This is a genomic window from Paenibacillus sp. SER-28 (genome assembly GCF_052906305.1).
On the sequence record NZ_JBRECM010000002.1, the window covers coordinates 913,574 to 935,191 of the forward strand.

Below are 21,618 nucleotides of genomic sequence, written 5' to 3' on the forward strand. Positions count from 1 at the left end.
TTTCTCCCCACCTATCGTTTGATTATTTATTTTTTAAATTTGCATTATATCGGTCCAACCCTTTTTGATAGATCTCCATTAATTCGTTCAGCCCCATCTTCTCGAGTGTCTTCACATAGCTGTCCCACTTTTCATCTACCTCGCCATCGACGATGAACTTGCCTCTTTGGGTATTTACATATTTAATAAGTTCTGGCTCGATCCGATTAATTTTATCTAGTTCATCCGGTTCAAAGAAGATGCTCGGATAGTTTTCCTTTTTCATATATGGAGTGTAATATTTTTCCAAATACTCAGCACGCTTCTGAGCTCGGGGTTCCATATCAACAACTTTTCCGAAGTCATCGAAAGTAATGACGCCCGGATTTCCTGTGCCTGGAGCCACTTTTTGACGGAATTCACCTGCGGAGACTCCTTTGGGAAGCGGCAGGTTCACCAATTTTCCTTTTTCGTCCTTCTTGAATACGACATCCAACGGACCCCAGTGAATTTGAGCCGCCATGTAAGGGTCATACTGTTGATCGATCCAACGCATCGTCATTGCCGGATAACGGTTCTCCTTTGTAATCACGAAGCTACCTCGTCCCGGTCCTCCGCCGTTGTTGCGACCAATCATTTGATCTCCATTTGGGCCTTTAAGCGGGGGCAGCAGAGCATAATCCTTACTACGCTCCGGTCCGACAACTTCTTCGACTTCCCACCAAACGTAGGAGCCGAGCGTTTCATCTGGTGTTTTGCCTTTTGCTAAATACTGAGCGGCGTCCTGGGTGAACGATTCAGGGTCAATCAGCCCCTGTTTATACCAGTTATCATGAATATATTTTAATGCTTCCTTATATTGAGGTTGCGAAGCGGTAAAGATCACTTTACCTTCGCGGACGATCCGATGTTCCAAATTATCCGGAAGACCGAAAGCTCCGAATATGCCGGCAATGTCACTACACCACTGCATATGCATAAAGCTTAATGGGATTTCATCAGCCTTGCCATTGCCGTTCGGATCCTTCGTTTTAAAGGCAATCAAAGTCTGAGTGTATTCATCCAGCGTCTGAGGTACTTTCAGGCCCAGCTTATCGAGCCAATTTTTATTGATGACGTGAAAGAAGGGGTTGGTATCGAGCTTATTCTCTTCCCACGACGGCAGCCCATAGATGTGACCGTCTGGTGCTGTGATGGCTAGTTTAATGTCAGACCGACGATCGAGAAGCGCTCTCAAATTAGGCGCATATTTATCAATTAAATCCTCCAGCGGAATAATGGTTCCGTCTTTACCATAATTGATTAGATCGTAATCTGTGAATCCGGCTCCGTAAAATGCGTCTGGCAAATCTCCGCTGGCCAACAACAAATTTTTCTTCTCTGCAAAGTCAGCGTCTGGAATGTTTTCCCAGTCAATCTTTACGTTTGTTTGTTTTTCCAGCCGCTTAAAAATTTCCATTTTCGAGTAATCCGGCGCTAAAGCAGCTTTCGGGGATACCATCTTTAATGTCACCGCTTCTTTAACAATCGGAAGGCCGGTTTTATTAAAATTCGCATCCTGATCCGGGTTTACCGCCTGATTTTTTGACTCGCCGCCTCCCGAACATCCGCTAAGCGCAAACACTCCGGCCAGCACTAGAAGCCCAGCACTTTTGAATAACGATTTCATCGTACACAACCTCCTGTTAGATCATTCCACAAGCTGAAAATTTCGTTGCTCTTCTTATATAGTTGTCTGGATGATGGACTTATCGTTTCTGTTGCACATCACCCCTTTCAGGCACCATGACAATGTTAGCCTTTGATCGAGCCGATCATCACGCCTTTAACAAAGTATTTTTGCAGGAAAGGATACAAAATCAGCAACGGTAGACTGGATACCATGATGACACCATATTTGATAAGCTCTGTAACGCGCATCTTCGCTGCGTAAGATTCCACGTCTATCATCATGCCCGAGTTGGCCTGATTCTGGACAAGAATGTTGCGCAGAACCAGTTGCAACGGATACTTGTTTTCGTCGTTCAAGTAGATCAAAGCGTCAAAGAAACCATTCCAGAAGCCGACAACATGATATAGTACCATTACGGCTATAACGGACTTAGACAAAGGCAATACAATGCTCCAAAAAAATCTGGTATTGGAACAACCATCGATTGAAGCTGCCTCCCACATTTCATCTGGGATGGTCGACTGAAAAAAAGTCCTTACGATAATGACATTGAACACACCTCCCGCTCCAGGAATAACAAGTGCCCAGATCGTATTCAGCATGTGAAGATCTTTGATCAGCAAATAGGTTGGGATCAGCCCTCCACTAAAAAACATGGAGATCAGTAAAAACCACATAATCGCCGATTTTCCCGCCAGTCCTTTACGAGCTAACGGGTAAGCTGCACATACGGTCACGGCTACTCCGATTAATGTTCCTAGACCCGCATATAAAATCGAGTTGGCATAACCAATCCATATAGATGAATCACTGAATATCCGCCCGTATCCATCCAGCGTAAAACCCTTTGGAAAAAACCATACTTCTCCTGAGTAGATGAGATTGGGGTCACTAAGTGAAGCAATCAGCACAAAATACAACGGGAATAATACAAGCAGCATAACTATGGTCAACATGAAGTAGTTGACGATGTCAAACCACATGTCTCCCTTGCTTTTTCTCTTTAATAATTGATTCAAAATGAACTCCCCCTTACCACAGGCTGGTTTCAGTCAACTTCTTGGCGATCCGGTTGACGGTGATTATCAGGATAATATTTACCACTGAATTAAACAGTCCAATTGCCGTAGAAAAGCTGTATTGTGCCTTTTGAATCCCGATTTCATAAACATAGGTCGGAATGATATTGGAAGTGGCATAATTCAAATCGTTCTGCATAAGGAAAGCCTTTTCAAAACCGATGCCCATAATGTTACCGAGTGCGAGAATCAATAAGATGACGATCGTCGGCAAAATGCTTGGAATATCCACATGCATTACGCGCTTCCATTTGCTTGCTCCATCCATAATCGCGGCTTCATGCAATTCTGGATTGACCCCTGCCAGTGCAGCAAGGTAAATGATGGTAGCAAAACCTGTCTCTTGCCAAACCCCTGATAAAATATACAAAGGACGGAACCAACCTTCGTCGGCCAAAAACATAATGGGGTCTCCTCCGAACAAGGTGATGATGTGATTCACGATTCCGCTGTTTGGAGATAGAAAAACATTAAGCATACCGACGAGCACTACGGTAGAAATAAAGTGTGGTGCGTAAATTACAGTTTGTACAATTTTCTTGTATCTTTTGGCCAGCATCTGATTCAACATAATCGCTATAATAATCGGAGCAGGGAAGCTAAACACAAGCGATAGAACACTGAGTGTAAGTGTATTCGTCATAATCGTCCAGAAGTTATAGGAATCGAAAAAATCAATAAAGTGCTTAAAGCCTACCCACTCGCTTCCCCAGATCCCCCGACTTGGTGAAAAATCCTTAAAAGCAATTTGTATTCCATACATCGGATAGTACTTAAATACGAGATAAATAATAATGATTGGCAGCAAAAACAGATACAGTTCATAGTCACGTTTGACCTGGTTCCATATTTTGCGATTTGGCTTGATCGTGGAATGATCCAACTCACTAGTTCTTGAATTCACCATTACACTCCCTTTCTTGTAAAAGGATATTTTCATTTTTGAAACGTTTCCAATTTATTATAAGAAAAACGTCAGTCGGTGATCCATACCATAAATCCACCGAATGAGTTGAAGTTTTTCCAATGTAAAAAAACTTGCCTAAGATAACGGGAGATGATACATTTGCTGATTCAACTTATTCCTTCGATCTTTTAACAGAGTAGTCTGATTGTAAAATGAAACGTTTCCAATTTTCTAAAAGAAAAGTCAAGTTTGCATATCCAGACTGTGATCCGACTTTACGAGCTAATATCTTTACAATTAAAATCATGTAGTTTCGCCTTGTCTGAAGATAACGGGGAGACGATACACTTGCTGATCTAAAGTTATACCATCGATCTTTTGATACAGTAGTCTGATTGTCAAACGTGCCATCTCCTCCACTGGTTGCCTGATTGTAGACAATATCGGATGAAAATAACGATGATCCTGAATGCCGTCGTAACCGATGACCTTTACATCCTCTGGAATACGAATCCCCTGCCTACCTGCTCTTTCTATATATTTGGCGGCAAACATATCGGTAATAGTGAAAATGCCGTCCACATCCTGATGCTTAGATAGAAATTCGCCAAAATAGGCTTCGTCATCCACAATAGGATCTGGTTTCTCGTATACAACATAGTCTACACCTAATTTTTTCGCCTCATCAATGAAACCTTTTCTTCGATTCATGGTTTCACTAAAAACGGAAGTTACACTTCCCATAAAAGCCAGTTTCTGGGCCCCTGCTTTAACAAGTTCCCTCAAAGCTAGACGGCCTCCCTCATAATTATCGGAGGTTACACAAGTGATTTTTTTGTTGAAATGCCTATCAATACTTAGAATCGGAATGTCATTGCTTACGCTATTTTCTATATCATTGTAAGTAATGCCGACAATACCAGCCACTTTATTTTGCCGTAGCATATCTAGATAATACAGTTCCTTTTCGGGCTTACCACCGCTATTACATAGCATGAGCTTAAAGCCTTCCCGATCCAACTCATCCTCAATGTAATAAGCCAGTTCAGAAAAAAAAGGATTCCAGATACTTGGAAGTAGCAAGGCTACCATCTTGGATTTCCTCATCTTAAAATTTCGAGCGACTTCATTAGGAAAATAATTGAGTTCTTGTATAGCTTTCTCCACTTTCCTTCGTGTATCTGGTTTTACAGAGCCCGAGTTATTAATAACTCGGGACACCGTGCCCACAGCAACACCAGCTATCTTAGCTACATCTCTAATACTTGGCATTTAACCCCCCCATCTCTCTTATGGGAATTATAATAGCACTAAGTTGGAAACGTTTCAATTATTTTTTGAAGCGCTTTTTTTCTGACTTTTTTCATTGCCTACCCCACATATGAATTTCGTGCCACCTGATTCAATCACACCTATTCGCTTTTTATTCTATTTTTTTACAAACTTACACAATGTACTTTTCGAAGCGACACAAACATGTAGGCAACTCTATAAAATTAGAACTTAATTATTTCAGATTAAGGTTGATGCGAACTGTAGCTTTTATTGTATTAGAAACGGCGATCAAAATGACCGCCACCGCAGTGTAAAATAGATAATCACATCTATTATTTCTTCTTCAAAAAAATAAAATCTCCTTTTAGAGACCGGTTCTTCTCTCGAGCTCTTCCGGTTTACATCAATGCAATATCCATTTACATATTTTCTGTGAAAAATGATATGAGTGTCTTGACAATCAACATGTCCTGGAAATTTTTCGACTTCCAGACTACTTCGTAATAACGCTTAAGTTCTTCCTCTGTTGGCACGTATGGTAGCTTCCGTCGATTACAGTGGATTGGTGACAACATCGATGCGCTTGATGGAGTAAACGTTGAAAAAGGTAGACTACATATTAATCGGCTTGAAAAAGATGTTCCAGAAGAGGCGAAACAATATAGCGCTGCTCTCTACGGCATGTTGCCACGGGTAAAGCTAACAGACCTACTTTTAGAAGTAGCAAGTTGGACTGGGTTTGACGAGCAATTCATTCATGCTTCAACCAATCGTCAACCTAAATCCGAAGAAAAACCGATTGTTCTGGCATCGCTCATGGCTATGGGTACCAATATAGGCTTAACAAAAATGGCTGATGCAACGCCTAGTATCTTAGAATCATTACGTCCGCTGAACCAAGGATAGCATAAAAGCCGGTTACACCCTTAACGTGTGAAAACCGGCTATTTTTGTACTCAGAATTCCTTAGCGTTGTAAATCTGCGTTTTGCTGGCGGTACCCCTTCAAGATCGAAACATTCGCAGTATGTGTGTCCGCAACAGTAAGAATTGCCCTACCGAACTACGGATGGACGGAGCACCTTAGAATTAGCAAAAGAAACCCGAAGTCTCATAAAAGACGTGGGTTTCTCGTCAATCTGAGTAGCCTTTAGGACTACTTTTTATTTCCCAATATTAAACCAACCGGGCATTGCTTGAATTACATTCCAGAGTTTTTCTGGAATATTAAGCTGGTCGAGTTTTGAAACGTTCAACTTAGAATCTACCTCGGCTTCTCGTCCATTTGCGACCATTTCAACCCAAGTAGGATTCATAATTAACGCATGCCCAATGGCAACTAGCGGCAATCCTAATTCCACAGCTTTAAGAGCATCATCCGGTGTTATTATGGAACCAGCAGCCATCACAGGTACCTTACCGTTTGCTCTTTCAAGAATTAATTCAAGCCGTGTTTTTTCATCTTGACTATCTACTGGCTTTGAAGACACATTATCTAATGAAGCATGTATATAATCCAAATTCTGTTCAACAAGAATATCGATTAATTCATACGTGTCTTTCATACGTAATCCGTCCACTTTGGAGGATTCTTCAGGTGAAAATCGGTATCCTAAAATGAATGGTTTTGTAGCATGCTTTTCAATGACATTTTTGATTTCGTTAATAATCGCCAATGGAAAACGCAAGCGATTTTCAAGTGATCCTCCCCATTGGTCCGTCCGTTGATTCGTTGCTGGCGACCAGAAGTTTTGAATTAAAAATCCATGTGCCCCATGAATTTCGACGCCATCAAATCCGGCTTCTATCGCTCGTCTTGTTGTGTCTCCAAAAGCACGTACAATCGACAAAATCTCCTCATGTGATAGTTCTCTTGTTTCTGGAGTTGAACCTAAATTAGTAATTTCGGGTTGCAATGCACGCGCACTAACTGCATCCAATTCGGGCAAAGCTTTATTGCCAGCATGAAAAATCTGTAGGATCACAGGAGAGCCTCCACTTTTCGCTGCCTCAGCTAATTTTCGTAAACTTGGAGTAAATTCATCATTGTACCCGGCGAATTCATTCGTAAAACCCTGTCCATTCGGTGTAACATGAGTACACCCTGTAATGACGAGTCCTACTCCATTCACTCTTTGTTTGTAATACTTTACTTCGTCATCCGAAATGGTAAGATCGTCATTGCTTGACCAGGTTGTCATAGGTGCCATAACAATTCTATTCTTCATTGTTATTCCACTTCTGAATGTGAAGGATTCAAATAACCTACTATATTTTTGATTCATTTCTTTAACCTCGCTATCATATTTTATTTTCTGTTTCAGTGTAATTGGTTACCGTTACAGTAGGTCAAGGATTTATTTTTATATGATTACATATAGAATTGTTGTGCTTTCATTCTCTTTATGATATATATTTAGTTACAGTAACTGTAACTAAAGGTGGGACAAGTAGATGTTGTATTCAATGACATACGTAGTGGAGAATTTAAATGTATCTGCAAAAACACTTAGGTTTTATGAAGAGCAGGGGATATTACCAAATATATCTCGTGACGAAAAAGGCCGTAGAGTTTATAACCAACAACAAATAGATTGGATTTCTTTTATTCGTTGTCTCAAAGAGACAGGAATGCCTCTTTCAAAAATCAAGGATTACAAGGAACTTTATGAATTGGGAAATAGTACCTTTTTGCAAAGAGAGGAGATGTTGATACAGCATAAATTGGAACTTCAGAAGAAAATTGACGAAAGTTTTAAACACATGGAAGAAATAAACTATAAAATTGCCATGTATGAACTTCAGAAAGAAGAGGTTATGAAAAACCCTAACTATAACTTTAAATGTCACGGTCACGGCCTGGAGATTAAGACGGTGAATTAATGTAATGTATTTGCGCTAACGGGAAACGATAGTTCAATCTCCAACTAAGACTAGGCTGCCGATCAATGTCGGCAACCTAGCTCTGTCTTTGCACATTACCCAACAAGATAAATGTAGGTTTATTCCATACGTTTGAGACGCTTGTATTTCTCCAATCATAGCGAAATTCCCAGAACTTATATTTAACATATTTATCCTTCTACTTTGCCCTTGTGACAGCGACGCTAAGTACTACCCCTTCTTCGGATGATTACACATAGGGATGCAGCCAATAATAATGCACCCTTTCTCGTTGTGTTATTAAATCAGCAATGTTTAGCTTGCAAATATATTAAAAAAGATGGAGAACTCATGATAGATTATTCTCCATTTGTTGCATTAATTGTCTTAATATCAGCCGATCTTCCGTAGAAATGGATTGAAGTAGTTTTTCCTGCTGTTGTCTCCATTTGATCTCAACCGGTGTCTCTAATTCTTTGCCTTTGTCCGTTAGGAAAATGCGCATTATCCTTGCATCTTGTTCATCACGTTTACGATATATAAATCCGTTCTGCTCCAATGATTTAACCATGTTCGTTACCGTAGGCGGTTCGCATTTTAAGTGTTCACATAGTTGCATTTGTGTTACCCCATCACCCAACCACAGACGATACAGCAAATTATCTTGCCCTACATAAAGGTTAAGTTCCCTGAGAGATTCACTATAATTTCGACGCATTTGGGAGGAGATTCGATCTAACGACTGACGAATATCACAATCCACTTGATCTGTCATTAATTCATCATCCCTCGACTCGAATGTTATTTAGCGGGCTAACTATATCACGACGAATTTGATGTGTCAAATTAATTTATGATGAACTTCCTTCTGGTCAAAAAAGTTTCTTCCCTGCTTCATTTTTTGGCATATCCCTGTTTGTGGAGATAGTCCATCATTTGTGGCTGAATACTTCTTTGCAGATGATCATGGATGTGGTCACTCCATCCTTTTACTTTTTTCGCTGAGAAAGGGGGCTTTTACAGGTCGATTTTCATAATACTTCAACATGGTCTTATCATAAGTTGCTAATTTCAGTTTATCGAGTGTTTGATACTGGTTTTCATGTAAAACCATGGATTTAGGCAACCTTGGCTTGAGTTCAGGTTTATTTCCAGATGGACTACCAATACATAGTCCCACCAAAGGAATCACATACTTCGGTAAATTCAAAATTTCAGATAATTCATTAATGTTACTTCTCACACCACCAATAAAAACGCCACCAAGTCCAATAGATTCTGCTGCGGTTAAAGCATTTTGCGCCATAAGCCCGGCATCAAATGAACCGATTAAAAGAAATTCTATATATTCAAGGTCAACTTCAGGTGCGATTTGATGATTCCGGTGGAAATCTGAACAAAAAATCCAGAACTCTGCGGCTTCTTCAATATAAGGTTGATTAACCGAAAGTTGCATCACCATTCTTCGAAGATCTGGATCTGTAATTCTAATAATAGAAACGGCCTGCAAAAGACTGAATGATGATGTTTGATTAGCTGCCTTAAAGATTTCTTCTCGTTGTTCTTGTGTCAGTGGTTGATTTGTATAAGAACGAATGGACGTATGATTATGAAGTAATTTAAGGGTATTATTCATATGAATAATACCCTTAAATGTTATTATCATAAATAAAAGTGTTAGCAAAAATAGCAATGAGGTCTTAGTTATAGGTGGCCTCATATACTAACTCAATACAAAATTGCGTTACATTACAGACAATCCTCCATCAATTCATGATGAGCACCCGTAATATAAGAGGCTTCATCACTCGCAAGAAACAAAGCAAGGTTCGCTACCTCTTGAGACTGACCTAATCTTTTGATGGGAACTTGTTGTGCCCGTTCTTCAATTGCCTTTTCACTTAGAGCTTTAGTCACAATGTTTGTTTGTATAGGTCCTGGTTGAATTAGATTTATCCGAATTTGATCAGTGGCAAACTGTAGGAAAAAAATTTTTGAGATCTTCATCCGATGGTTTTAACAATTTCATCAATCACTTCTTGACACGTTAGAATTTGCTGAATACCACCAGCTGATTCGGATACACTAACGGTCCCATTAACCAGATCGCCATCTAACATTCCTATTTTGAACCCTTCTCCATAATATTTGTATGCTTCTGCAGGCTTTCCTTGATTAATGAGTTCTAACGCTTTTTTGCCCGCTTCTGTAGGAATGGTTCTCAAATGTCCTGTACCTGATTTAAATTCAATAAACTCTTCACTTTTTACCTTAATGATGGCTTTCTTTGTTTCCATACTAGCTGGATTTTCTTTGGTCACTATAAACCTTGTTCCCATATATACACCTTCTGCACCCATAGATAGTGCTGCTTTCGCTCCCCGACCATCTATAATTCCTCCAGCAGCAATAACAGGGATTTTTACAAGTGAAGTGATTTGTGGAACAAGGGAAAGCGTACTAATTTTATAATCACTCATATGACCACCAGCCTCATAACCTGTAACGATAAGGGCATCCACTCCTGTTTTCTCAGCTTCTAGAAGCTTTTCTACAGTCGGACTTAAGTCTCTGTAAACGACCTTAATGTCATGTTTTTTAAGTCGTTTCAGTTCACGATCGACCACATGTTGTCCAATGGCAATAACGTTTTTGACATTTTCTTTAACCAATACATCAAAAACTGCATTAGTAAAGGGGTCTTCTGTAGCCCCTCCCATTGGGAAAATGTAGTTTACTGCAAATGGTTTATTCGTTAATGCTTTAACCTTGCGAATTTCCTTCGTTAGTCGATCTGCCATATCCTCTGCACTTGTTGCTTTTTCCGTTTGGCCAGCATTTGGCCCCAACACACCCATTCCACCTGCATTGGAAACTGCTGCAACAAATTCCGCAGAAGTGACCCATGTCATCGCAGCTGAAATAATAGGATACTCTATTCCCAGTAGTTCTGTAATTCGGTTTTTCATCAATGATTTCGCCTCTTGTTTAATTGATTTTTTTATTATTACTTCTTATACCTATTTTCAGGGTAAGGTAGCCCTAAATTCCCCCGAAGTGTATCCTCCTCATATTCCTTTCGAAATATGCCTTTATCTTGCAATATGGGTACAACCAATTTAATAAAGTCCTCAAATCCTGCTGGATAATCTTGTCTAATCAGCAAGACATCCATGACGCCTTCTTGATACCAATGTTCTATTTTTTCTGCAACATTCTCCGCAGCTCCCATCAATTGAGGCTTTGGCAATCTATAACCTTTAGGCATCCATGATTCGATTTCCCTTAGCTTTTCTAAGGCTTCTTTTTCCGTTTCCCCAACGATGGGGCTATGTGAAGGCATAATCAGTAGATCGTTTGGTGAACGCCCTTGATTTTGCACTTTTCTTTTAAGTTCAGTAGTGAATCTCTTAAGATATTCAAACTGATCTCCAGGAGCCATGATGACTTCGGCATGCTGTGCAGCTATATCCATGAATTCCATGGAAGTTCCGGCTTGAAAGACGACCGGTCTGCCTTGCCGGGATCGACTGATATTTAATGGTCCCTCCACTGAAAAGTAATTCCCGGTATAATGCAGCGGATGCATCTTACCAGGGTCATAGAATACTCCGCTTTTCTTGTCACGTATAAAGGCATCGTCTTCATACGAATCCCAGAGGCCTTCAACAATCTCTAAAAACTCCTTTTTCATGGGATAAAGATCTGCTTTCCTTAAATGGGACCGACTGTAATTGGCTAACCCTCCCGGATTAGAGGTGATCGCATTCCATCCTGCTCGGCCCTTGCTAATCTTGTCGAGTGAGGCTATTTGTCTAGCAACAGTAAATGGATCAGCATATGAAGTAGCTATTGTTGCGGTCAAGCCAATGGAATGAGTCACCATACTCAATGCAGACAAAATAGATACGCCCTCAAACATGCTTAGATAGTGTGGTATCATGCCAGGTCCAATATGACTTACGTCTGCTAAAAAGATGAGGTCGAACCTTCCCTGTTCAAGTTGCCTGGCTTTTTGAACGTAGTAATCAATATTTTCACTGGCATCTGCTGGAATAGCGGGGTGTCTCCATCCCGTGTGATTCCAACCAACGCCATCAATAATCCCTCCTATTTTTAACTTTCTTCCTTCCATTGTTGAATGATCTCCCTTTCATGAGGTTCTTTAAAGTTACAGTCAAAAAAGGAAAGCAGGTTATCTAATTGCTCTGGAAAATCATTTACCCCAATAATTCTCTGGACCTTAGTAAGGCCCACATGGTCCAGCCATCAGCTGCAGAAGTCCTAATGTTTTGGAGACTTTTCTTAGCATCACTTCCGTTATAGACATGAACGAAGTCTAAAATCGAAAGCTGTAGTCTATTTCCTGTATTCACTTATCAGTAACTCCTTTCTGTGTTATATTTATTTAGCTTACTAAATATAAAAACGCAATCTTAGTTACCCTATTAAACTATAAAACGAAAACAAGAACATTATCCTTTCGCATTTTAGGTTAATTAAAATTAATTGTTTTGGTTTGTTGACACAATCATAAAGTCATTATGTTCATTTGCAAAGAGGGCAATATAAATGAACATAGTACAACTTTTTGTACCTTAAGATTAGGAGTGATATCAATGAGGGTCTGTAATGAAGGATTTGATAAAGAATTTATGGATGAAAAAAGGGATATGTACGCGATAGCATTTACCCAAAATGTTCTTTCAGGACGTTGGAAATATTTTATATTATGGTATTTAAAAGGAGAAACACGCCGTTATACGGATATAAAAAAATTTCTTGGAGGTTTATCACAAGGCTCTCTCACAAAGCAGCTTAAAGAGTTGGAGAACGATGGAGTTATTAAACGTAATGTTTATCCGGAAGTTCCTCCGCGAGTAGAGTATTCATTAACAGGCAAGGGAATCAAATTACTACCGATCCTTGAGAAGATGGAGGAATTCGGTAAGGAATACGGCGAAAAACCTTAATCTGATGAAGTTTCCAAACAAGCTTATTACCGAAATTTTGAATCCAAAGAAAACATTTATATTTAAGTCTTTCCATCATCTCTTCGACAATTTGAAAAAGCCAATGAACATGTTCATCATTGGGTTTATTGAACCATTTATCCCAATCTAAACCCGAATGAGGATACTGTAGGGCAGGGTATTCAACTGGATTGGTGAATGGTCTGTACTTCATCACGTTATCTTTCAGTGTTTGAAATCCTAACTCTTTAACAAATTTCTTTATCATTGTGGACTTCTCTGCACAACAACCACCATTTAACCAATATACATGCTTTAATTGTTCCTTCAAATATTCATCATTTATTTTCATTGTAATCCTCCTCAATTTTTTTAATATTGAGGGAGGTGACGGATTCTTATTGGTTTTCTGTAACTGTAAAACCACATAGTAAATCCCCCTTTCATAATCTTAATCAATCGTATTCGACATATTTTAGTTAATTCCTTCCTTCTCGTTATCCTGCCCGTTAGCGTAACAAGGCTGCCATTCAATCCACGGCAGCCTCATGGTTTAGTTTATTGAGTTGCCTCAACAAAGACCTCTTCTTTTGCTTCCCGTTTTACGGTTTCAATCAGTGTTTAGACAATCTTTTACATATGTGAAATTTGCAACTTTCCCCTCTAAGCCTTTCCTCATCCTGGTCACTTCCTCTTCCATCATGAGCTCCCTTCTAAAGGAAGTCTTTATGCATAGGTATACTCCGGTCCCAATCGTTCGATAACTCGATCCAACTGTCTGGTTAGATAAGGCGAAACGTCACCAATGCCAGCCACTGCTTCTAACAAGGGAAAGGGTTGCCCACTCCACGGGCCTCGTGGATCAAAGACTTGTCTACCGATTCGCAATCCTCCTATTTCCTTGAAGATGTTCAATCGTTCCAATCCTTCAATAAGCAGCCCGACCGGCAGCGTTTTGTTCCTACGTCGGGACCATTCTGCCAAGAAGGACATGCCGCGTAATATATCATATTCAAAAAACCTCGGAAAGCAAGGCTTCAGCCATTCCATATCGATGACGCTTCTATTTTGTTTAGAACATACAAGACGATGCTCAATTAAATAACGTGCGCCTTCATCTAAGAAAACGACTTCCTGTTCAGTAAATTCACGGTCTGTATGCCATAAGATAGCTTCAAGCGGAGGAAGTGTTGAAACAATAGAGCTCTTTTTAGAATGAGTATAAGCTTCAGGGTCGCAGTTCAGCCCGCCATCAGGTAACTGATGCTTTAAGAGCCATTCGCGAATCCAAGGCAGTTCCTTGTCCAAATCACAGCCATACGCCATTAGAATCATATAGTATACGGCAAGTTCACAATGGCAGCAATCCATCTTCATCTTATCACTTTCACTTGTTGGATGGTCATCGGCGGATATGATGAAGGTCGGCCAGACCTGAGTTTCGAGTAAATATTTTGCTCCGACAATAGCAGACTCGGGAATTAGTTTCACCTCTCCCATTTCATAAAGAGCAGCCATATGCCACCAAGCTCCATCCCATTTTCGACGGCTGCACTCGCCGTGAGTCATCCCCAAATGGGGAGTAGATTCAAGGAACTGTATAGATTCTTCGATTGCTAAACGAATAATTCGATTTGTTTCCATCTGGGTATCTCCTTTTTGATTACCTCTACTTCATGCTTCAGTTAAGCAACGCTCACCTCGTATACCCTTCCACTCTTAAAAAATTCGATATGTTATTAACCCATCCTGTCCGTTAGCTCAACAGGCAGCCGATATTACGGCAACCTATTCTTATGATACCATCGTGTTGCGTTAATTATCTTAATCTCTAGATTTGTTACAAATCAAATTCATGAGATTAGTAAAATACTGTTTAATATGTTTTTTCGGAATTAAGATTACTTGTTGAACTAAACTGCCCGTTAGCTTAATGTAAAACGGAGCAGCTGCTGACAGCAAACTGCTCCGTTTAAATTTAAAATAATGCGTCCCAATCGTCTAATAATTGCCGCATATAAAAAATGAGTTCTTCGATGACAGAATAACTTCACGTCTTGAACAATGGAGATTTATCTGAACCACCAATCGAATCAACTGTGAAAAATATGGAGATGAAGTGTCCTCTGGGGGCTACTGTTTTTACTGAACTTGAAGTGAGACGAACAAGTGAGGGGGCGTTCCCCACTTTATTCTTAACTAGGAATAGTATACTTGTTCTACTTTATATAATGTATGCTCGATAGTTGGACAAAGTTCGGCATCTACTTTGTGAAATTTAACTCGAAAGTACAAACTTTTCAAGAAGTTCTTTATATTATTTTTTTGCTTAAAGGCATGAAGAAATTCTGGATTTTTCTCCACGTCACCAAAACTTTGGATCCATTTCTCTACATAGGTCTGACTAAGTATTTTTCTATTTAAAACACTAATTACGGATTTCACCATTCTTTCATCTTCCCCATCGGAGTAAACTCGATCTGATATGGTCATCTTTTCATAAACCAAATCGAGTATGGTTAAGAGGTCTTTTTTGTCCAGTTCGGAACATTGGGCCAGATCGTCCAAAGCATCTGCTGCATGAGCTATGGCATGAGCCCATCCTTTTTCTTCATCATACCCACGGTAATCTCGCTCCTTATGTATATTACAAAATACTTTCTCTTTGATCTGATGAATATGCTCACTTGAGAGAAATGGTGACTCCCTGTGCCTCATAAGGAGAAGCGGTATAACTAGCATAGAGAAAGATCTAGTGAAGACAGAGTCTGTATTTATTTCATCAAGCCTGAAAAGCAAATGGTTTTTATCCAAAACAACGGGTAGGAGTTGTTCCAATTCGTTTACAGTTAGAGCATTACCAGGAATCCAATTGGATAAGGTTGTATAAATTAGCTCATCACGTAATTGGGCATCTAAAGAACCGATGTTATTCATCATCTCTTGTATCAATTGGAATGTATCGGAAGGTGCTTGGTAGTCATTTGCTTTTATCAATATCAACTTTTCTTTTAGATTCATTTTACACACTCCTACTATATTGCTATTCATTTTAATCATCTCTATTTTAGTAACATTCCAAGCTAGTTCATGTATAACTGAACATCATACTTTTGAGCACCTTTGTTTACTTTGTACAGACCTAAAACTCTTCCAAAACCTTGGATTTGTCGCCATGAACCTTTTCCAGGTGATCCTCTCCCCAATAGCATAAATGGTCTAGCGCGGGCTTTAATCCCCAGCCGTAGGAAGTTAGCTCATACTGCACTTTGGGTGGGATCTCTTTATAAACCTTTCGTGCAACAATCTCATTCTTTTCCAGGCCTCTTAGTTGAGTGGTCAGCACTTTTTGCGTAATGCCGGGGATTAACCGGCGAAGCTCAGACGTCCGTTTCTGTCCTGTCATCAAATGATAGATGATTAAAGGCTTCCATTTCCCCCCATTACTTCTAATGCCGCCTCCACTCCAACTTTATACTTCTTTTGAACGCTATTTTCCCTCTTTTCAGTCATCTCTTATTCCTCCGTTAAAAGGCTGTGTTTTTCCTACATAACATTCATTCACTTCAGTCCATTATTCAGGTAAGTTTCTAGGGCATCTATCTAGGGCACTTCCATGTTCCTAAGGGACCTGTATCATCCTATAGAACTTGAAAGTACGTACTTCCAGATTATTTTAGTACTGTTATAATAGCATCAGCCATTGATCATGGCTACAAGTTAGCTGTTGAGAAAGGTAGTGAAGAATACAAGTATGAGAGTATTAAGCGTTGTTTCGCACCCGATAAAAACTCCCTGACCTCTAAGGTTGCCGATCGTTTCGTACAAGGTCTTGCCGAGGCTGGCCACGATTACGAGATATTGGATTTACATGGGATTGGCTTTGACCCTGTTTTAAAGGGAGTAGATGAACCTGACTGGTCAGCTGCGGAACAGTCCTTTACCCCTGAAAAGGTTGAATTTTTATACGAGACTTTAGACTCCAATCCCAAGCACTATGAGATGCTGCTTAACCAAGCTCATCATTTAGGGTTGAATTATGCCAAGGAACAGTAGCCTTAAGTTAAGTCTGAACTCTATGGAGTCTGTCCAAGGAAATGCGATAAAATAATAATACGAAATTGCACCTTATTTGAGCAGAGAATTTCAAATTTATTTTGAGCTTATTTTGTCAGAACGCCCGGAGCGCCCGCAACGTTTTGGGCGTCCTTCTTCCTTTTCATTGGCATTTGTTCGAACGGAAATGTAGGTATTGCGCTAATCCTCATCCGGATGTTCGAGCAGCCTCAGCTTTGGCATATGCATCTCTGGAATATACTTCAGGGATTCCTGACGAATGATATCCACATCACCGGAGTCTACCAAGCTCCGCGTCAGGGCAATAGTCTCCGGGTTCATTATTGCAATCAAGCTGGTTACGGCACGACCAGACAAAGAATGAAAAGTTGCCCGATCATGCAACTGGCGGTACAGCTCATCATGAGACATGCCAAATGGTAAAAAGGCAATCTCTCCCGTAAAGCAAGTAATACCTCTGTGGATATGTCCGCCCACCATCATGCCTGCTCCTGAGAAACAAACTTCAATAAATGTCGCAACCGCAACTGACTTTTCTTCATCATATCCCTGCTTCTGATAGAACCCATACACGGTCAGATTCATGTTGTTATCCACAATGACTTCCACCTCATGCTTTTCACGGCGGAATATTAGATTGTCTCTCCTGCCAGGATGGCAACCGTATAAGTCAGAGAATGACTCTTCACTCCAGCCTTGATGATGATGCAGGCAACATAAGAAACACTGCATCCTGCAGGACAACGGGCTCCCCATTGACAAGGTTTACTGTATAAATCGATTTCTGTGCTGCGGCATTTACAAGGCTGACATGATGATGTTTGCAGGTTCATCGTTGCTCACATTGACGTTTTGATAAGATGCGTAGCCGCCAAATACATGAAGTCCAAAGTGGCCTTCTGCAAAAGTACCATCCATTACATCTATGACTTTTTGTCTATCCACATAAACTACAATATGCGGTCCATTCGCTTCTATTTTCACCTTATAAGTTTGACATGGCTGAATGAAAGTCGGTACTTTCGCAAGAACCTGCCGTTCTTCAAATCCTCCATTAATTTTATAGAACAGACGGATCGCCTTCATGTTAGGGTCTAGATTCAGATAGTAACCACTGCGCCCATCCTCGCTAGCCCTGAACAAAATAGAACCTGCTCCTCCTGTTTCACCAAGCATCATGTCTGCTTCATACGTAAAATTCCCAGCCTTCTCTTTAGCGATATAATTCGCATCGCTGAAATAATTACCACGAATCCCATTCTCGCTAACTAACCATGAAGCAGCAGACAGATCTTTGGTCCATCCACTCAGGTTTGTCCGGAACTCACCACCTGTGACTTTAACGAGCACACTAGCGGATGCTTTACCATTCGGAGTAGATACGGTGATCGTGGACTCCCCTTCTTTTTTCGCCTCAATAACCGCCTGTGAATTGTCTACCACGTCTATGGCTATTACTTCTTTATTGCTGGACTCCCACTTAAGCGGTTGAACGCCAAAACCTGGTCTGTACTCGACCATTGCCTGCAGTGTGCCCGACCCCCCTATACCCAGTTCCCGAACCCTCGTATCCATCTTTATCTGAGCTTTTGAATTAATGTCCTCATTCCAGACGGATTGAAGTTGATGCACTTTCAAGGAAACAACGTTCACATTCCCGCCTTTCACGTAAAAACTCATCGCTCTACTGGCTGGATTCGGAAATATAACATCTGAAAAGACGACTTTGCCGCCGTTACCAAAGGCTTCAACGGAAGACTCATCCACAAGAATACGCATCTTGACCCGATTATTCTCCATTTGCATCGGCGCTTCATGTTTTTTATTGAAAAGGCTGGAAAAGTCCGTTACTCCAGATGCAGTTCGGTCCACAAACATTTTACTCTCGCTTGCGGTATAACCCACAACCGTCTTCTGATTTGCACCCTCACGAAGGTTAAAGCCGAACTCGGTCACTGTGCTGGCTTCAGGGATTTCAATTTCAGCTTCAATTTCGTAAGCACCTGAAATAATGCCTTTTAGCAGGTTCCCGGAAGAAGGACTCACCCCTTTGTTAGAAGCAAAGTACAACGGTTTACGCAATGATTCCAATTCTTTAATTGGGCTTTGTGCCATCCGAATTCCATCTTCGGTCGTTACCAATGATACTTCTCTCGGAATGGTTAGTTCACCTTTCCAATTCGTCGTTGGGAAAGCGAACGGATAGTCCCAATTCGTCATCCACGCCATCATCACTCTGCGATGATCAGGCATGTTAGCAAAAGACATCGAAGCGTAAAATTCTTTACCAAAATCTGTTCTTAGCACCTTACCCGCCGGATTATCATTCACGAATTTACCATTGGCTGTTAAATGACCGATAAAATACTCGGCATCTGATCCACCTGTTTTTGGATTCGCTCCCGTACTGATCATCATAACCCACTTCTTCTGTGACGTTCCGTCTACCGGAAGCTGGAACAAATCAGGGCATTCCCATACACCTCCGCGGACGTAATCCCCGTATCCCCAATTATCTGTCAATGTCCAGTCAAGTAAATTCGTTGACGTATAGAAACGAATATGATCTCCTCCGGACACAACCATAACCCATCGGTTATTCTCGTCATCATAGATCACTTTCGGATCGCGGAAATCCCAACCCCCAGGGTCTTCTCCGCTCTTACCTGGGTTCTCGATCACGATCGGACGGTCCTTCGAATATTCCCAAGTGCGACCTTGGTCCTTGCTGTATGCCATACCTATACGCTGGTTCCCATTCGGGCCATCCGGATTATAGGAAGTATAATATGCAATAAGGCCCTTGCCTCCTGAATCCCCGAATAAACCGGATGCATTCGTCATATCCGCAACAGCCGATCCAGACCAGACATGTCCGTGATCATTCCACGGAAGTGCAATCGGAAGCCGCTTCCAGTTCAGCAAATCTTTACTGACAGCATGCGCCCATGTGCCTCCATCCTGATGGAAGAGATGATATTCCCCTTCGAAGTAGACAAGTCCATTCGGATCACTTGCTGAACCACGTATTGGCGTGTAGTGATACTGAGGACGATATATTTCGTTATAATATTGGCTCGATTCCGTCACATAAGTATCCTGGAAGTAAGCCGTCCCCTGTTTGACGACGATTCCGGTATTTCCATTCGTGTAGGTTGAATCTTTCACGTCAATCGCGGCCGTAGTGTATCCGTCCAGGAAGACCTGAATTCGATTTCCCTTTGCCTTGATCTCCACATGATGTTTGGCTCCCATCTGACTCGGATAAGTACGCAGTGAACTTGCAATTACTGTTCCTTTCGTATTCGTCAAACTTACACGGACCTGATCTCCTTCCTTCGTAAGAGTAGCTTCATATCCATCAGCTCCATCGGCGGAGGAACGAAATGCGAGAGCCGCAACAGAATCAGGAAGAAGGGTAATATTCCCTTCATACACAATATCAGCCGCCTGTTTGTTATAGATTTGCTGTGCCTTGCTCTCATGTGCTATCGTCCCTCTTTTGCCGCTGATATCAGGCTGCCATTTTCCCTTACTTGCAACCACTGTACCCAAATTACCCTTCAGATCGCTCACCACGATGTTCGAAAACAAGGCGGATCCATCCCATACATGAAGTCCTAGCTTTCCGCTTCGATACGTAATGTCCTGAACATCAATCAAAGGTTTATATTGATTGCCCCAATATACTTTTAGCGAGGAACCCACTGCCTTCACTTTGAGATGATAGATCTGACCCGCTTCAACAGAAACTTTACGCTCCTCCTTTAATTTCCCATCTCCATTCCTTGCATCTCTTAACCGAATCAGACCTGTACCTGGAATGATTTGGAGCATGTACGAGCTAAAGCCATCCTCATTAGAACGGAACAACAACGTTGAGACTGCCTTCGTATCCCTGATCTTGACATCAGCTTCATAGATAAAATCATCGGACACCGTCTCGGAGATGGCCGTTACATTTTCTTTAGGCTGCGAAGTCAGCAAGATTCCTTCTGAAGTATACTCTAATAACCCTTTCCCTTTCACTTGCCAGCCTGTCAAATTGGTGTTTGATTTGATAGCGTTTTCAAAAATAGAAAGCTCCTCCTTTGCCTGTTTACTTGCTTCCTGATCAGCGAACACAGCCCAACCCGTAGCCGGATTAGATGTAAAAACGCCCATTGAAGTCAGAGCTAACCCCGTTGCCATCAGAAGACATATTGCGAATTTAGATTTATCTTTCATTCCTTACCCTCTTTTCTAATGGAATTGAAAGTAGCGGTCAGCAACTCGAGCTTAACTGGACGAGTCCTGGCAGCACAATATAATCAACAATGTGATCCAGTATGACACTAGAGCTGACATAGCCGTTCAGGTTATGTAGCACAGCCTTTCGAATCAACGGGAACAGCTCTTAGCTGACTTAATTCACTTATGGGTGTTTGGATTAAGCAAATTCCCTCCGAATACGTCCTAAGCTAGTATCTCTCGGGGGATTGACATGTGACCACGCCATTCTTCTGAAGGAAGAGTGGAAGCATAACGCCAATTGTTCATCCAGCCGACCCAAATCTTTCGTACGTCCTCGTTCGGAATGCCATCCCAGGTCACGGCCGCCTGCCGTTGGTTCTGAATCGTTTGGATTCACACCATTTCTATCCCCGACACTTAGCATAAGAATCCACTTAGTGATATTGGGATCTTCATCCACTTGGATTTTAAATGCCTCAGAACATTCAAAAATATCCTCGATGGATACCCGGAATATCAGAGCTGAAATCGCTTGCAAAAA

General features: G+C 41.1%; 17 protein-coding genes and 4 pseudogenes. 4 read left to right on the top strand and 17 right to left on the bottom strand.

The genetic code is table 11. The features are described from left to right. Window positions 1–22: 22 nt before the first annotated feature. The 4 genes from ACUYLD_RS09720 to ACUYLD_RS09735 form a co-directional block, all read right to left on the bottom strand. Window positions 23–1,648 carry an ABC transporter substrate-binding protein gene (locus tag ACUYLD_RS09720; RefSeq protein WP_446674886.1) on the bottom strand — a complete coding sequence of 542 codons (1,626 nt, stop codon included), beginning with the start codon at window positions 1,646–1,648 and terminating at the stop codon, window positions 23–25. Between the two features lie 125 nt (window positions 1,649–1,773). Further along, window positions 1,774–2,670, bottom strand: a complete 897-nt coding sequence (locus ACUYLD_RS09725; RefSeq protein WP_061828394.1) for a carbohydrate ABC transporter permease — start codon at window positions 2,668–2,670, stop codon at window positions 1,774–1,776. A 13-nt stretch (window positions 2,671–2,683) separates the two neighbouring features. Further along, entirely contained in the window at window positions 2,684–3,637 is a 954-nt protein-coding gene (locus tag ACUYLD_RS09730; RefSeq protein WP_235309800.1) for an ABC transporter permease, read from the bottom strand. Window positions 3,638–3,940: 303 nt separating this feature from the next. After that, window positions 3,941–4,909: a LacI family DNA-binding transcriptional regulator gene (locus ACUYLD_RS09735; RefSeq protein ID WP_250268390.1), complete on the bottom strand. Its 969-nt coding sequence runs from the start codon at window positions 4,907–4,909 to the stop codon at window positions 3,941–3,943. Between the two features lie 549 nt (window positions 4,910–5,458). Here ACUYLD_RS09735 and ACUYLD_RS09740 point away from each other — a divergent pair. Further along, window positions 5,459–5,785: pseudogene (locus tag ACUYLD_RS09740) on the top strand (Tn3 family transposase); the annotation flags it as partial. Between the two features lie 289 nt (window positions 5,786–6,074). Here the strand turns inward: ACUYLD_RS09740 and ACUYLD_RS09745 are convergent. After that, window positions 6,075–7,196, bottom strand: a complete 1,122-nt coding sequence (locus tag ACUYLD_RS09745; protein WP_446674887.1) for an NADH-dependent flavin oxidoreductase — start codon at window positions 7,194–7,196, stop codon at window positions 6,075–6,077. Between the two features lie 169 nt (window positions 7,197–7,365). Between ACUYLD_RS09745 and ACUYLD_RS09750 the strand changes: the two genes are divergently transcribed. Continuing rightward, window positions 7,366–7,794 (top strand): MerR family transcriptional regulator, encoded by a 429-nt coding sequence (locus ACUYLD_RS09750; RefSeq protein WP_061828399.1) that lies wholly within the window; start codon window positions 7,366–7,368, stop codon window positions 7,792–7,794. 349 nt (window positions 7,795–8,143) lie between these two features. Here the strand turns inward: ACUYLD_RS09750 and ACUYLD_RS09755 are convergent, their stop codons facing one another. From ACUYLD_RS09755 to ACUYLD_RS09775, 5 genes and pseudogenes are all read right to left on the bottom strand, one after another. Further along, entirely contained in the window at window positions 8,144–8,569 is a 426-nt protein-coding gene (locus ACUYLD_RS09755) for a MarR family winged helix-turn-helix transcriptional regulator (protein WP_160790819.1), read from the bottom strand. Window positions 8,570–8,688: 119 nt separating this feature from the next. Continuing rightward, window positions 8,689–9,430 (bottom strand): annotated as a pseudogene (gene nfsA / locus ACUYLD_RS09760) (oxygen-insensitive NADPH nitroreductase). A gap of 113 nt (window positions 9,431–9,543) precedes the next feature. Beyond that, window positions 9,544–9,801 carry an SDR family oxidoreductase gene (locus tag ACUYLD_RS09765; protein ID WP_348619731.1) on the bottom strand — a complete coding sequence of 86 codons (258 nt, stop codon included), beginning with the start codon at window positions 9,799–9,801 and terminating at the stop codon, window positions 9,544–9,546. Next, complete coding sequence (locus tag ACUYLD_RS09770; protein ID WP_254325621.1) at window positions 9,798–10,763, bottom strand: NAD(P)H-dependent flavin oxidoreductase; 966 nt, start codon at window positions 10,761–10,763, stop codon at window positions 9,798–9,800. The genes ACUYLD_RS09765 and ACUYLD_RS09770 overlap by 4 nt, the downstream gene beginning before the upstream one ends. Before the next feature lie 38 nt (window positions 10,764–10,801). Next, window positions 10,802–11,929, bottom strand: coding sequence for an NtaA/DmoA family FMN-dependent monooxygenase (locus tag ACUYLD_RS09775; RefSeq protein WP_446674888.1), 1,128 nt, complete (start codon window positions 11,927–11,929; stop codon window positions 10,802–10,804). A 484-nt stretch (window positions 11,930–12,413) separates the two neighbouring features. Here ACUYLD_RS09775 and ACUYLD_RS09780 point away from each other — a divergent pair, with 484 nt between their 5' ends. Next, entirely contained in the window at window positions 12,414–12,767 is a 354-nt protein-coding gene (locus ACUYLD_RS09780; protein WP_061828404.1) for a winged helix-turn-helix transcriptional regulator, read from the top strand. On the opposite strand, the gene ACUYLD_RS09785 is transcribed toward ACUYLD_RS09780, so the two are convergent. The 4 genes and pseudogenes from ACUYLD_RS09785 to ACUYLD_RS09800 all read right to left on the bottom strand — a co-directional run bounded on the left by ACUYLD_RS09785 (window position 12,703) and on the right by ACUYLD_RS09800 (window position 16,280). Then, window positions 12,703–13,119 carry a hypothetical protein gene (locus ACUYLD_RS09785; RefSeq protein ID WP_446674889.1) on the bottom strand — a complete coding sequence of 139 codons (417 nt, stop codon included), beginning with the start codon at window positions 13,117–13,119 and terminating at the stop codon, window positions 12,703–12,705. The two genes, ACUYLD_RS09780 and ACUYLD_RS09785, sit on opposite strands and share 65 nt — an antisense overlap. A 374-nt stretch (window positions 13,120–13,493) precedes the next feature. Further along, a complete protein-coding gene (locus ACUYLD_RS09790; protein ID WP_446674890.1) occupies window positions 13,494–14,411 on the bottom strand; it encodes a hypothetical protein in 918 nt (305 codons plus the stop codon). 555 nt (window positions 14,412–14,966) lie between these two features. Beyond that, complete coding sequence (locus ACUYLD_RS09795; protein ID WP_235309809.1) at window positions 14,967–15,788, bottom strand: DUF2785 domain-containing protein; 822 nt, start codon at window positions 15,786–15,788, stop codon at window positions 14,967–14,969. A gap of 121 nt (window positions 15,789–15,909) precedes the next feature. Next, window positions 15,910–16,280, bottom strand: a pseudogene (locus tag ACUYLD_RS09800) (winged helix-turn-helix transcriptional regulator). 241 nt (window positions 16,281–16,521) lie between these two features. Between ACUYLD_RS09800 and ACUYLD_RS09805 the strand changes: the two are divergent. Continuing rightward, a pseudogene (locus ACUYLD_RS09805) lies at window positions 16,522–16,823 on the top strand (NAD(P)H-dependent oxidoreductase). Window positions 16,824–17,024: 201 nt separating this feature from the next. On the opposite strand, the gene ACUYLD_RS09810 reads toward ACUYLD_RS09805, so the two are convergent. The 3 genes from ACUYLD_RS09810 to ACUYLD_RS09820 form a co-directional block, all read right to left on the bottom strand. Then, window positions 17,025–17,441 (bottom strand): hypothetical protein, encoded by a 417-nt coding sequence (locus ACUYLD_RS09810; protein WP_322172194.1) that lies wholly within the window; start codon window positions 17,439–17,441, stop codon window positions 17,025–17,027. A gap of 201 nt (window positions 17,442–17,642) precedes the next feature. After that, entirely contained in the window at window positions 17,643–21,071 is a 3,429-nt protein-coding gene (locus tag ACUYLD_RS09815; RefSeq protein WP_446674891.1) for a GH32 C-terminal domain-containing protein, read from the bottom strand. A gap of 202 nt (window positions 21,072–21,273) precedes the next feature. Then, window positions 21,274–21,615 carry a hypothetical protein gene (locus ACUYLD_RS09820; RefSeq protein ID WP_446674892.1) on the bottom strand — a complete coding sequence of 114 codons (342 nt, stop codon included), beginning with the start codon at window positions 21,613–21,615 and terminating at the stop codon, window positions 21,274–21,276. Window positions 21,616–21,618 lie beyond the last annotated feature (3 nt).

Coding starts and splice junctions, on each gene's coding strand:
- ACUYLD_RS09755 (WP_160790819.1), bottom strand. CDS start 8,569: ATGACAGATCAAGTGGATTGTGATATTCGTCAGTCGTTAGATCGAATC.
- ACUYLD_RS09735 (WP_250268390.1), bottom strand. CDS start 4,909: ATGCCAAGTATTAGAGATGTAGCTAAGATAGCTGGTGTTGCTGTGGGC.
- ACUYLD_RS09785 (WP_446674889.1), bottom strand. CDS start 13,119: ATGAAAATAAATGATGAATATTTGAAGGAACAATTAAAGCATGTATAT.
- ACUYLD_RS09775 (WP_446674888.1), bottom strand. CDS start 11,929: ATGGAAGGAAGAAAGTTAAAAATAGGAGGGATTATTGATGGCGTTGGT.
- ACUYLD_RS09780 (WP_061828404.1), top strand. CDS start 12,414: ATGAGGGTCTGTAATGAAGGATTTGATAAAGAATTTATGGATGAAAAA.
- ACUYLD_RS09730 (WP_235309800.1), bottom strand. CDS start 3,637: ATGGTGAATTCAAGAACTAGTGAGTTGGATCATTCCACGATCAAGCCA.
- ACUYLD_RS09765 (WP_348619731.1), bottom strand. CDS start 9,801: ATGAAGATCTCAAAAATTTTTTTCCTACAGTTTGCCACTGATCAAATT.
- ACUYLD_RS09770 (WP_254325621.1), bottom strand. CDS start 10,763: ATGAAAAACCGAATTACAGAACTACTGGGAATAGAGTATCCTATTATT.
- ACUYLD_RS09815 (WP_446674891.1), bottom strand. CDS start 21,071: ATGAAAGATAAATCTAAATTCGCAATATGTCTTCTGATGGCAACGGGG.
- ACUYLD_RS09795 (WP_235309809.1), bottom strand. CDS start 15,788: ATGAATCTAAAAGAAAAGTTGATATTGATAAAAGCAAATGACTACCAA.
- ACUYLD_RS09745 (WP_446674887.1), bottom strand. CDS start 7,196: ATGAATCAAAAATATAGTAGGTTATTTGAATCCTTCACATTCAGAAGT.
- ACUYLD_RS09790 (WP_446674890.1), bottom strand. CDS start 14,411: ATGGAAACAAATCGAATTATTCGTTTAGCAATCGAAGAATCTATACAG.
- ACUYLD_RS09750 (WP_061828399.1), top strand. CDS start 7,366: ATGTTGTATTCAATGACATACGTAGTGGAGAATTTAAATGTATCTGCA.
- ACUYLD_RS09720 (WP_446674886.1), bottom strand. CDS start 1,648: ATGAAATCGTTATTCAAAAGTGCTGGGCTTCTAGTGCTGGCCGGAGTG.